This window comes from Filimonas lacunae (assembly GCF_002355595.1).
In the GTDB taxonomy this organism is placed as follows: domain Bacteria; phylum Bacteroidota; class Bacteroidia; order Chitinophagales; family Chitinophagaceae; genus Filimonas; species Filimonas lacunae.
In genome coordinates this window covers 3,835,250-3,845,599 of record NZ_AP017422.1, presented here as the reverse complement: position 1 = coordinate 3,845,599, position 10,350 = coordinate 3,835,250, and the positions used below count along the sequence as shown (strand labels likewise).

Annotated in this window: 12 protein-coding genes and 3 tRNA genes; 8 read left to right on the top strand and 7 right to left on the bottom strand. The window is 42.2% G+C overall.

Annotation, left to right across the window (positions count from 1 at the left end):
- Position 1 precedes the first annotated feature (1 nt).
- Positions 2 to 418 (top strand): acyl-CoA thioesterase, encoded by a 417-nt coding sequence (locus FLA_RS15250; protein WP_076377848.1) that lies wholly within the window; start codon positions 2 to 4, stop codon positions 416 to 418.
- 80 nt (positions 419 to 498) lie between these two features.
- Here the strand turns inward: FLA_RS15250 and FLA_RS15245 are convergent, their stop codons facing one another.
- From FLA_RS15245 to FLA_RS15220, 6 genes are all read right to left on the bottom strand, one after another.
- A complete protein-coding gene (locus FLA_RS15245; RefSeq protein ID WP_076377850.1) occupies positions 499 to 1,011 on the bottom strand; it encodes a hypothetical protein in 513 nt (170 codons plus the stop codon).
- Positions 998 to 1,513, bottom strand: a complete 516-nt coding sequence (locus FLA_RS15240) for a GNAT family N-acetyltransferase (protein ID WP_076377852.1) — start codon at positions 1,511 to 1,513, stop codon at positions 998 to 1,000. Before FLA_RS15240 ends, FLA_RS15245 begins: the two co-directional genes overlap by 14 nt.
- 194 nt (positions 1,514 to 1,707) lie before the next feature.
- Positions 1,708 to 2,277, bottom strand: a complete 570-nt coding sequence (locus FLA_RS15235) for a DUF6620 family protein (RefSeq protein WP_076377854.1) — start codon at positions 2,275 to 2,277, stop codon at positions 1,708 to 1,710.
- A gap of 18 nt (positions 2,278 to 2,295) precedes the next feature.
- The gene (locus tag FLA_RS15230) at positions 2,296 to 3,216 is read right to left on the bottom strand and encodes a hypothetical protein (RefSeq protein WP_076377856.1); all 921 of its coding nucleotides are present in this window, start codon (positions 3,214 to 3,216) and stop codon (positions 2,296 to 2,298) included.
- Positions 3,217 to 3,234: 18 nt separating this feature from the next.
- The gene (locus FLA_RS15225; RefSeq protein WP_076377858.1) at positions 3,235 to 3,480 is read right to left on the bottom strand and encodes a hypothetical protein; all 246 of its coding nucleotides are present in this window, start codon (positions 3,478 to 3,480) and stop codon (positions 3,235 to 3,237) included.
- A gap of 3 nt (positions 3,481 to 3,483) precedes the next feature.
- A complete protein-coding gene (locus tag FLA_RS15220; RefSeq protein ID WP_076377860.1) occupies positions 3,484 to 4,464 on the bottom strand; it encodes an SPFH domain-containing protein in 981 nt (326 codons plus the stop codon).
- A 141-nt stretch (positions 4,465 to 4,605) separates the two neighbouring features.
- On the opposite strand from FLA_RS15220, the gene FLA_RS15215 reads away from it, so the two are divergent.
- The 7 genes from FLA_RS15215 (at position 4,606) to FLA_RS15190 (ending at position 9,622) form a co-directional block, all read left to right on the top strand.
- Positions 4,606 to 5,880: an MFS transporter gene (locus FLA_RS15215; protein ID WP_231940449.1), complete on the top strand. Its 1,275-nt coding sequence runs from the start codon at positions 4,606 to 4,608 to the stop codon at positions 5,878 to 5,880.
- Positions 5,881 to 6,085: 205 nt separating this feature from the next.
- A tRNA-Ile gene (locus FLA_RS15210) sits at positions 6,086 to 6,159 on the top strand.
- Between the two features lie 17 nt (positions 6,160 to 6,176).
- Positions 6,177 to 6,252: transfer RNA gene (locus FLA_RS31185), tRNA-Cys, on the top strand.
- Between the two features lie 10 nt (positions 6,253 to 6,262).
- A tRNA-Ile gene (locus FLA_RS15205) sits at positions 6,263 to 6,336 on the top strand.
- 175 nt (positions 6,337 to 6,511) lie between these two features.
- Positions 6,512 to 6,871 (top strand): cupin domain-containing protein, encoded by a 360-nt coding sequence (locus FLA_RS15200; RefSeq protein WP_076377862.1) that lies wholly within the window; start codon positions 6,512 to 6,514, stop codon positions 6,869 to 6,871.
- 107 nt (positions 6,872 to 6,978) lie between these two features.
- Positions 6,979 to 9,087 (top strand): hypothetical protein, encoded by a 2,109-nt coding sequence (locus tag FLA_RS15195; RefSeq protein ID WP_076377864.1) that lies wholly within the window; start codon positions 6,979 to 6,981, stop codon positions 9,085 to 9,087.
- 76 nt (positions 9,088 to 9,163) lie between these two features.
- Positions 9,164 to 9,622 carry a gliding motility-associated C-terminal domain-containing protein gene (locus FLA_RS15190; protein ID WP_076377866.1) on the top strand — a complete coding sequence of 153 codons (459 nt, stop codon included), beginning with the start codon at positions 9,164 to 9,166 and terminating at the stop codon, positions 9,620 to 9,622.
- Between the two features lie 29 nt (positions 9,623 to 9,651).
- Here FLA_RS15190 and FLA_RS15185 read toward each other — a convergent pair whose 3' ends face one another.
- On the bottom strand, positions 9,652 to 10,278 hold the full coding sequence (locus tag FLA_RS15185) for a hypothetical protein (RefSeq protein WP_076377868.1): 627 nt from the start codon (positions 10,276 to 10,278) through the stop codon (positions 9,652 to 9,654).
- Between the last annotated feature and the right edge of the window lie 72 nt (positions 10,279 to 10,350).

Sequence of the window (10,350 nt, the reverse complement as noted above, 5' to 3'; positions counted from 1 at the left end):
AATGGAATACACAAAAACTTACGTTACCAAAGATGAGCACATTGATGTGCAGCAAATAATGGATGGACTTTACTATCCGTTTTACATGGAAGATTGTCGCCACGCTTTTATTAAAGATGTACTGGGATTTGACTTTGTGGAAGAAGCAGAAAAAGGTGTGTACATGGTGCTTTCGCAATACTCTATAAAGTTTTTACGTTCCCTGAAAAAAGGCGATGAGTTTACCGTAACCTGTGCTGTATTTGGCGATGCTGGCGGGCAGCCGCGTTTGCATTTTAAGCAGTCCATTATGCTGAATAATAAGGTAATGACCTCTGCTGTATTTACCGGCACCTGTGTGCCTGCAACAGGTGGAAGGCCTTATTTGCCGGAAGGGTTAAAGGCGAAGCTGGAAGGGATACCTACGTTGGAGGTGTAAATGGTGGAGCTTGTTAATAAAACTGCTCAATTCTTTTATAGAATTGAGCAGTTTTATTGTAATGCTGATACTAAATGAATCTAAATAACTACACTAATCTTTGGGTGAATTTTTCTGGCCTCCTGCTTTCTTAATTTGCTGTCATTTTTTAGTTCAAAAGCTTTTTGTTTAGCTAATACTTCATACCATATTGGTGCGGGGAAATTGTAGTTTGAATGTATTTCCAGTCGCATCATGATTTTAGTATTGGGATCTCGTTGATTATGCAAAATTTGACTAAGAAGGGAAGGTGCTACGTCTATTTCATTAGCAAAGGTCTTCCCATTCAATTCAAAGCATTTCATATATTCTTCCAGGAAGAAACCAAATTGAAAATCAGAGTACTGACTTTTTAGAAAATTGTTAATCTCAAATTTTAATCGTAGCAAACGCAATTTTATCTTATCCTCCTCAGAAATTTGTTTGCTCGCTTTTTTACGATAAGTACCAAATGCAAGTAAAGCCTCTTGCTCTTGATTTTTAGTTAAGGCTGGAGACTGAAAGGAAATGTCATCAGTCTTTTCCTTTTTCTCTTTAGGATTATTTGGTTTCATCTGATATTGATTTATCTGTATACTCTTTGGCTAATTTTATCGAATTGATGGTGTCTGACATCATTCTTTCACCCGCTACACCTCCACCACTTCCGATATACTGAAAACCATATTTTTCATGAAAAAGTGCGGCTCTTTTGCTTTTCACTATTAATGCTAAAAATCCTTCATGTCCATATTGGTCTGATAATAGCGCGGCAAATCCAAGGAGATTGCCGCCAATTCTATCTAATCCTTTGTCTTTTCCTTGATGATCTTTGTTGATTTCTATTAATTTAATTTCAAGGCAATCATATTGTGGTTCGGGGTGGTCGATTACGCACATTAATCCCAAAATTTCAATGGTGCCAAGTATTGAAATTTTATAAACTTCCTCGTTTTTGTGTTTATCCCAATCAAATCCGAATTTTCCACTTTTTTTAATTTTAGGAAAGTCTTTGTTAGAGATTTTGTCAACCGTTACTTCCCATTTTTCGTTTGTCTTTAGGTCTTCAACATACATTAACACCCTCTTTTCTCAAATTTACAAAATCTGTAAATATTTACAAAATCTGTAAATTTGATAGGGGGCTTAATAGGCAGGAATTAATGATTGGATAGCTATAGAAGCAAAAGTGGGGAAATCAATAGCAGTACTTAGAAAAATAAGGTGTTATATTGAAAAGCCCCCCTGGCTCATTGCCAGGGGGGCTTTTACTAGAAGTCAATATCATCAGCAATATTTCCTCCGTTTTCTTCTGCAAAACGGGCGGCATATTCTTCTTTTCTTTCCAGGCGGTAGTTGGCGAAGGCCAGGATGGTTTCATGATCGTCCGTTTTCTGCACTTCTGACCACTGCATGGCAATAGACTGGAAATCGCCCAGGGAAATACCGTAGTTGTCCAGTATCCACTGTGCACCATCCAGACCGGCTTCGTAGGCGGCTTCACGTGCGCCATTCAATTCTTCATAGAAATAGCGGTCGCTGGCCATTTGTTGCAGGTAAGCTTGTCCGGAAGCGCTTACTGCTGGTTTTAAGGCGCCTAGTTTAGGGTGCTCATCGGCCTGCGAAAAGTAGGTGCCCATTTGCATGGCGATAATAAACTCGGAATCTTCCTGCATACGTTGTGCCCACAGACTGCTGGCTTCCTGCCATATCGGAACTTCAACGCCCAGGGCGCTGCATACATCTTCCAGGGCAATGTTGTTGGCCAGGCGTGCGTTGCCGGCTGAATAGTCGTACAGGCTGATACCGTGAATCGGTGCTAATAATGGATTTTCAGACATAACTAGAATGATAGATTGTTATTGTGGATTGTATTTTTTCTGTAGATAGCTTTCTTTAATGGATAAGAAGAATTTGTCGTTATGCTCGCTCAGGTCGGGTAATAGTTTAGTCATTTCGTCAAACATAGCGCGGTAGTAAGCTTCCAGTAGTTCCGGTGCTTTGCGGATAGCTTCCTGGCGTTCTGCTTCGAGGGCGGCTATTTTATTATTGACGGTGTTAATCGTGTTTTTGTCTTTTTCATGAATCAGGCTCAGGTGCAGTTCGTGGCCCTGCATATATAAATCCCTTTCGTGCTGGTTCATTTGCTCATGTGCATCCTTCATGGGTTTGCAGCGTTGCTCGGCCAGTTGGCGGGCGGTATGCTCCAGTTCGCGTGCGCTGGTGCCGGGGTCGAATATGTTTTGCGTGTTACAGAAATTACAGGGTATGTAAGTGCTGTAATAATAAACGCCCTCTATGGTAAGCTTAGCTCCGCATTGCTTGCAATGCACATTTTCCTTTTGCTGATGGTAGTTGTTCATCAGGTTGCTGAACACTACTTCATAGTCTTTCCATTCGGCTTTTTCAATAGCGGTATCCATGCGGTTGAACAGGTTGTCTTCCCATGCATTCAGGGTGTCTGTGCAACGGTTAAACCAGTCTTGCACGGTAGAGTACACCGGCGTGCCAAAGTTGGCGCTGGTGGCGTAGGATTCGTACAATGGCCTTATCTGCTTTTGCCGCACATCGTCTGCTTTCTGACGCAGGGTTTGTATTTGTCCGCGGGTGGCATTGGTAAAACGGTACATAGATTGTCCGTACTGGTCATCACCCGCAATAATAGCCGGGGCTTCTGCCAGGTAACCTTCTAATAGTTCATCGGCGCGTTGGTCCAGTTTCTGTAAAAAGGCATTCAGGCGCTGTTCGGTATCGCTCAGCTGCTGCATTAAGTCCTGCATGTGTGATAGTGGGTATTGTTATAGGGAATTGTCTTCTTTTTGAATGTATTTGCCGTCGGTAAGCTCGGTATGAATGAATACATGGCCGCAGTAACCGCATTTGGTAAGGCCATCATCCTTAGTGCGACCTGCGCCACAGTTAGGACAAGCAGCCTGCACGGTGCCTGCTTCGGTGGGTGTGGCGGTGCCGCCATAGTTTTGCTGATTTACCGCACGTTGTTTCATGCGTTCTACAAACGACAGTGGTTTTTCTTCCGGGTTCATGTGTTATAGGTTTTCCAGTAATACGGCTTTTCTTGCTTTATATTCCTGCTCATCTATCAGTTGATTCTCGAACAGGCTTTTCAGTTTCACCAGCTTGGCGGTAAGGTCATCTACAGGAGCAGCTGCGGGTTGTGGTGCAGCTGTAGCAGGGGCTTGTGCCTGTTGTGCTGCTATCGATGCCTGCACCATGGCTGCCATCGCTGCCCCCTGCAGGGTGGCGTCGTTTAAAGCGCTGCCTTTTTCGCCAACGGCATTGGCGGCATTGAATTTCGCAAACTTATCCATATCGGTAACCATGTTCATACCGGTTACCTGGTCGTAGTATTTCAGCACTTCTTCCGGCAGTGTAACACTGCTGATAACAAACTCTGTTACTTCTATACCAAAGGCATCAAAGTAAGGTTGTATTAAAGGTTTTATTTTCTGGTTTACCGATGTAAGATTACCGGCAACATCCACCACAGGCAAGTTGGCCTGTGCCAGTACCTCGGCAAAAGTGGGCGCAATAAAATCGCGCAGTTGCATCTGTAATTCATGAACGCTTAGCGCAGGGTAGGTACCAGCATATTCTTTAAAAAACTTAGCCACATCGGTAATGCGCACATTGTAGGTGCCAAAGGCACGTATACGCACCTGGCCAAACTGGGCATCGCGCATTAATACAGGCGCTGGAGTGCCCCATTTCAGATTTACGAATTGCTTGGTAGAAAAGAAATATACATCGGCCTTAAAAGGGCTTTCAAAGCCATGTTTCCAGCTTTTTAGCCTGGTGAGTAAAGGAATGTTGGCGGTGCTGAGCGTATGTAAGCCGGGTTCAAATACGTCTGCCAGCTGACCTTCATTCAATAACAATGCTTTTTCCGATTCCCGTACGGTAAGTTTTGCGCCGTTCTTAATTTCACAGTCTTCATCGGGAAACTTCCACATGAGAAGGTTTGGGCTATGTTCCACCCAGGCGATAGTTTCAATAAAAGGTAGCTTCATGTATGGTTTTTTACAGGTACTGCTTTACAAGTTAATAGGGTTGTGCAAAGATTATGCAATATATACATGTGTTGGTGTGATTAACAAAAAAATGTTTTGAGCCATAAAAGTGACCATTCTTTGAATGTTACAAGATTGAGTTTGAATTTTCTAAACAGTGGTGGCGTGATGCGTTTTAACTTTGCCGTATTATTTAAGCAAGGAATTATGTTACAAAGTGCGTCAGAAAAAAGGAAGAAGATAGCTACTATACTGGCTTTTATTTCCATACCCTTATCGGGGTTTGTTACGGATATTTATTTGCCCTCTTTTCCCGACATGGCTAAAAGCCTGGAAGTAGCCGAAAAGAACATACAGTTAACCCTAACCTGTTTCTTTTTAAGTTATGGTATATCGCAATTGTTTGTGGGCAGCCTGTTGGATAGTATTGGCCGGTTTAAGCCTGCTATGTATGCGCTGGTAGCGTTGGTGTTATCCAGCATGGTGATAGGGCTAACCAGGGATGTAAGGTTAATTTGTTTGCTGCGTGTGTTGCAGGGGATTGCCGTGGCATTTGTGGTGGTGGGTAAACGGGCTTTTTTTGTGGACTTATATACGGGGGATAAATTGAAGCATTATCTGAGTTTTTTTACCATCACCTGGTCGTTGGGGCCTATTGTAGCGCCTTTCCTGGGTGGCTTTTTGCAAAAGCTGTTTGGCTGGCAAAGTAACTTTTACTTTCTGGCTATCTATGCTTTGCTGATGCTGGTGTTTGAGTTGATATATAGTGGTGAAACGCTTGCTACGCGTAAGCCTTTTCATATCACTACCATTAAAAAAAACTATGCAATGATGCTGGGTAACCCGGTGTTTTTGCTGGGTATTATTACTTTGGGATTGGCGTATTCTGTAGTGATGGTGTTTAACATCTCCGGCCCGTTTGTAATAGCCAATAGTTTTCACTTTAGTTCGGTGGTGATTGGGTATTGTACATTAATGTTGGGCTTTTCGTGGATGATAGGCGGTATTGTTGCCAAGCGGCTTATTGCGCTGGAGTTTAACAAAAAAGTAATGGGGGCTGCTATGCTGCAATTGGCTTTAATTGTGGTGTTGCTGGCAATATCTGTTTATTCTCAGCAACTGTGGTGCTTTATGTTGTTTGCTTTTATTATTCATATCTGTTCGGGCTTTTTGTATACTGTTAACTTTACCACCAGCCTGTTGTTTTTTCCACAACATGCGGGCATGACCAGTGGCTTAATGGGAGGGCTGGTATACCTGATCACTTCACTGGCCAGTTATGTTATTTCTATTACGGGTAAGATAGCTACACAGGAAGATATTGTATGGCGTTACATATGTATCTCTGTGTTGCTGGTAGGCACTGTGGGTATGGCTATTTATAAAAAGAAAGAAAAATATTTGGTCGCTAAATAAATAATATTATACATTTGCTGCATAATAATTAACAAGTGTTACCGATCATAAACATAGCAAATATACAAGTCATAGGATGCTGTAAAGCCGCCGATGGTTTGATATGATGCTAATATCATTACAATTCTTTAGAACCCTCGGCATTACAGGCACGAGGGTTTTTTATTTCCATCATTTTATTGTTATTCTGTTACACTGTAACTACTGACGTTTAGCTCAGCTGGTTAGAGCAGGTGCCTTATACGCACAAGGTCATCGGTTCAAGTCCGATAACGTCAACTATTGTATGTCTGAAAGAGTGTGTACCCAATGTTGGTAGCGGGGATAGTCTGCAAAACTATTGTAACACCGGTTCAATTCCGGTCATGCTCTCTGTTATTACTGGCGTTTAGCTCAGCAGGTTAGAGCAGGTGCCTTATACGCACAAGGTCATCGGTTCAAATCCGATAACGCCAACTATTGTATCATAAAAACGTTGCCAGTTGTCTGTAGGTTTCTATAGGTATATCGTTAAGGTTGATGTTAAAGTTGCCGTTTTTTATTGCACCGGGTAATAAAGATTCTTAATGTAGGTTAAGCAGCGTGTAGTACCTGTTAAGTAGCTTTGATACCGAACCAGTAAATCTATTATATGAACACTTTTCGGGTAACCAGAGTATACCATGATGCAGCCGGGGAAAGTCATTTTGCAGAAGATGAATATCCGCTGACAGATAAAGGGGCCATAGGTTCCTTGTCTGAACAGGTGCAGGTGAAATCGCTCATTTTCCGTACCGTGCCACCTACGTATGATTTTGATTTTCATAATGCACCGCAGAAGCAGTTTATTGTGTTGCTGGATGGCAGTATTGAAATTGAAACTTCGTTGGGCGAGAAACGGGTGTTTAATGCCGGTGAGGTGATTAAAGTGGAAGATACGGAAGGGAAAGGACATCGTACCCGTAATCTGATACCCGTTACCCGGCATTCGGTATTTATTACCTACGAATAGGATCAAAAAGCACTGTTTTAGGGAATAAACCCTTTTCGGGTATAGCTTCTATCTACTGTATAGGGAATGCGTTCTATTTTTATCTGGAAATTCTGCATAAAAAACTGATGAAAACGATCCTGAACAGCAAACCCGCCAGGCAAGATGCTATTGCCAGTGCGGGAGGTTACTCGCATAACCCCATGGCCTTGCTTCAAAAAAAAGAAGCTACTGCCAATCCATTCGAAATATTAAAGGAAAACCCCTCTTTTCCTGTACAAGCCCGGTTGGTGCATCCCGGAGCTGCTATAGCGGGGCGTGTTAATAATGTTGCGCAGTTGCAGCTGACTGAAGATTTACCTATTGGGCAATTGTTTAAATCCACCGTGACAACAAACTACATGGCTAATCTGGATGCCTCAATAGCCTATTTTAAAAAAGCTTATAATGATTTAAACATTGGTTTTGCTTTATGCCAAAGTGAAAATATTCCTGCGCCTAAAACTACAGAATTGAGAACGCTATATCTCAACGATGTTTTCACTATTAAAGATGAGCTTGATGGGCAGTTTAGTAAAGGAAAGCAGGATAGGTTCAGGACAAAGTATGATAAAATTAAAAAAGCAGAGGAAACCAAACTGAAAAAAGATGCGGAAGAGGAATTGGGAACTAAGGCTACAGCTGGAGAAGGATTAAAAACTACTATCGAAAAAATTACAAAAGCTAATGCAGATGCGGCTCCTCGATATAATTTATTGAAGAACAGAAATGTTCCGTTGCCGCTATCAGACCAGCTTATTGCACTGGTAGCCAATGAGCCTGCTAATATGAAAAAAAATCTCGTTGCTCCTTTAGACAATATTAGGCTGTCTTTTTTCTACACGAAGTATAATGAATTAAAAGACGCTGAAAAAAAGATGATAAAAGATGCGTCAGATGAACGGAACGAATATTTTACGGCAGATGAATTATTGACGGGAAGAAAATCTGCCGATGTAATAACTGAGCGGCTAGGAAAAATGAAAGAAAGAACCGGGAGCACACAGTTGTTGTTTGGAGATGATATTGACCGGAATGATGCCAGTAAATGGACTTTTACTTATATATCTGATGGGCAGCCAGACGTTAAATGGGATATAAATATAGTAACAACTAATGCTAATCCATTAGCATTTACCTTAAACACAGCTTTCAACGCAAATACAGTAACCATTACTGTTAATAATGCTGTTGTGCCTGCAACGCAGCAGAAATTGTATCAGGAGATAATTATTAATCAACTGGCATTTGATTTTCGCGCTTATAAAAATGTAGCTGGTAATCGTGTATTGGTGCCAGGAGGAAATGCTTTGGCTCCATTAAGTGAAAACGACAAAGAAAGAATAGGCCTGTTTAAAGAGGTTTACAAAGTGTATACAGAAGAAAAAAAACGTTATGTTGCTAGTGCAGCTAGTGAAGGTTCTGCTTATAAACTTAGATTGATTACAGAGCGACTAGACACAATGGTTAAGGAAATGCATCTAGATAATGATGCAAAGCATAACCTATTTAAACAGGAACTAGGTAATTCGTCAGACGTTGATGATTTAAAGTTTAAAACAGAATCGCATGTATTACATAAAAAATTTGAGGATGAATCAGGTGCAGCCGGCTTTAATGCTGCACAGGATATTGCTACAACGGGTGTAAGAGTGATTACCCCTTCGCTCATTGAGCATATGATTAAACCAGAGAAAAATGATAAGGAGTTTAAGGCAAAGGGAATTGGTGGTGGGCATGATGAAGGAAAATTAAGAGCTTTTTTACTTGCCAATGCAGATTATGATATTGTTCAGGAAGGAGGGGATACTGTAATTAATATTACTATCAATGGACTTGTCCGTCCTTTAAGGATAAAGAAGTTTAAACAGTATCGCTGGACAGGAGCTGCAAATGCAATACCGCCATTGGCAGCAAACAGGCCACCAGCTTCACTGGTAAATTGGGAAGTTGCCCAGGTACCTAAAACAACAGCCAGTGATTTGCTGGTGATGTTGCATGAAGGCCGAAAGGCATATTTAAATTGGCTTGCTGCTAACCCGGGCAAGAAAAATGATAATGGTTTCGGGCGAATAAATCCTGCTGACGCTGCTGTGCCTGTAGCGGAAAGTGATAATAATGTCCGTTTTGGAGGATTCGGGAACCACGATCCGGTTAATGATATGAGGCAGCTGGATACCATTTTCCCCATTATATAATGGCGAAAGAAGGGGGAGATTGGTCGGAAATCAGGTGTAAAATAGCCGGATTAAACCGGGTTGTCCTGGTGCGAGTGTGCAATTAACAGCAGCGGGAGTGGTGTCTTACCAGTGGAGCCCGTCCACTTACCTGTCAGACGCATTTATTAATAATCCGGTGGTCTTATTAACAGATAATATTTTATACACGGTAACTGGCACAGATGCGAATGGTTGCAGCAATACTGCTTTGGCGGCGTTGGTAATAGGGGCTGAGTGTGATGTGTTTCCGGTACCTAACGCCTTTACGCCTAATGGGGACGGCCGTAATGATGTATTCAGAATACTGAGTTATAGCACGCCGCTTACCTACAGTAAGCAGATATTTAACCGATTTGGTGATAAGGTGTTTAGCAGTAATAATATTGCGATAGGTTGGGATGGTAACTATAAAGACCATCTGACGGATGAAGGCACTTATGTGTATATTATTTCCATTACTGACCGGGAAGGGAAGGTGATAACAAAGAAAGGAACGGTAGTGTTGTTACGATAAAAAAAGCAGGGATTATATCCCTGCTTTTTTTATACCATTTTAGCTATTTCATGAAACTGCATCACATTGTCTGCATAATTTTCGGCGCGTTGTCCCGAACCGTTATACATTCTCACGGTGGTGCGCAAATCGCTGGCATGCGCCGCCTTCCTTTCCAGTTCTACTACCAGCTGTTTAACGCAATCTCCCATGTTGTACCACTGCCTGTTCTCGAAAAAAGAGGGGTTGTCTGTAATGTTCTGTAAGTCGTTCTGGAACAGGCCATAGCCCTTGTATAAATACTTAGCCGGCTTATAACGGTTGGGAGCATCGGGCTGCGGCATGGCTCTTTGTTTGTTGCCTTCCTCAATAAGCATGTTGGTAAGTGCTGGGCCATATTTTGCTTCAAAAGCTGTGCGGTTTTTAGGGAAGGCTTTGCGGGAGGTGCCGGGGAAATCGCCGGAAGCGTCCAGCACACAGCGTTGTAAAATAATATCGGGTTGGTGGGTGTTAATCCAGTACAGCCATTTGTAGGCGGTTTCCTGGCAGGCAATGGCGCATACAAGATCAATAGTCCACGGGGTGTTGGCTAGTGCGGCTGTAATGTCCTGCTCAAAATGGGTTTTGAGCCAGACGGTAGCGCGCCGGGCCTGCGATTCGGTGATAGGTAATGCCATAGTTCGATTTTTTAATGGTGAAAAGGAATGTTGCCATTAGAATTGCTATAAAAGGTTACGTGTTCAGGTGCA

Coding starts and splice junctions, on each gene's coding strand:
- FLA_RS15250 (WP_076377848.1), top strand. CDS start 2: ATGGAATACACAAAAACTTACGTTACCAAAGATGAGCACATTGATGTG.
- FLA_RS15245 (WP_076377850.1), bottom strand. CDS start 1,011: ATGAAACCAAATAATCCTAAAGAGAAAAAGGAAAAGACTGATGACATT.
- FLA_RS15240 (WP_076377852.1), bottom strand. CDS start 1,513: ATGTATGTTGAAGACCTAAAGACAAACGAAAAATGGGAAGTAACGGTT.
- FLA_RS15235 (WP_076377854.1), bottom strand. CDS start 2,277: ATGTCTGAAAATCCATTATTAGCACCGATTCACGGTATCAGCCTGTAC.
- FLA_RS15230 (WP_076377856.1), bottom strand. CDS start 3,216: ATGCAGGACTTAATGCAGCAGCTGAGCGATACCGAACAGCGCCTGAAT.
- FLA_RS15225 (WP_076377858.1), bottom strand. CDS start 3,480: ATGAACCCGGAAGAAAAACCACTGTCGTTTGTAGAACGCATGAAACAA.
- FLA_RS15220 (WP_076377860.1), bottom strand. CDS start 4,464: ATGAAGCTACCTTTTATTGAAACTATCGCCTGGGTGGAACATAGCCCA.
- FLA_RS15200 (WP_076377862.1), top strand. CDS start 6,512: ATGAACACTTTTCGGGTAACCAGAGTATACCATGATGCAGCCGGGGAA.
- FLA_RS15195 (WP_076377864.1), top strand. CDS start 6,979: ATGAAAACGATCCTGAACAGCAAACCCGCCAGGCAAGATGCTATTGCC.
- FLA_RS15185 (WP_076377868.1), bottom strand. CDS start 10,278: ATGGCATTACCTATCACCGAATCGCAGGCCCGGCGCGCTACCGTCTGG.